This is a genomic window from Burkholderia sp. AU16741 (assembly GCF_002223345.1).
Lineage (GTDB): Bacteria > Pseudomonadota > Gammaproteobacteria > Burkholderiales > Burkholderiaceae > Burkholderia > Burkholderia sola.
The window spans coordinates 1-654 of the sequence record NZ_NKEZ01000027.1; the positions used below are offsets into that span (position 1 = coordinate 1).

Consider the following 654-nt stretch of genomic DNA (forward strand, 5'->3'; position numbering starts at 1 on the left):
GCGGCTACCTGCTGTGGGCCGCGCAGACGATGAAGTGGACCTTCGACTGGAAACCCGACGACGTGTTCTGGTGCACGGCCGACATCGGCTGGGTCACGGGCCACACGTACATCACCTACGGCCCGCTTGCCTGCGGCGGCACGCAGGTCGTGTTCGAGGGCGTGCCGACCTATCCGGACGCCGGCCGCTTCTGGAAGATGATCGGCGATCACAAGGTCACCGTGTTCTACACCGCGCCGACCGCGATCCGTTCGCTGATCAAGGCCGCCGAAGCCGACGACAAGGTCCATCCGAAGAGTTATGACCTGTCGAGCCTGCGCATCATCGGCACGGTCGGCGAACCGATCAATCCGGAAGCGTGGATGTGGTACCACAAGCACGTCGGCCACGAACGCTGCCCGATCGTCGACACGTGGTGGCAGACCGAAACCGGCGGCCACATGATCACGCCGCTGCCGGGCGCGACGCCGACCGTGCCGGGTTCCTGCACCCTGCCACTGCCGGGCATCACGGCCGCGGTGGTCGATGAGACCGGCCAGGACGTGCCGAACGGGCAAGGCGGGATTCTCGTCGTCAAGCGTCCGTGGCCGGCGATGATCCGCACGATCTGGGGCGACCCGGAGCGTTTCAAGAAGAGCTATTACCCGGAAGAAC

1 protein-coding gene is annotated in these 654 nt (G+C 65.7%); it reads left to right on the forward strand.

All coding sequences use genetic code 11. The features are described 5' to 3' along the window. Positions 1–654, forward strand: a 654-nt coding sequence (locus tag CFB89_RS33860; protein WP_144030209.1) for an AMP-binding protein, incomplete at both ends; no start/stop codon positions are given.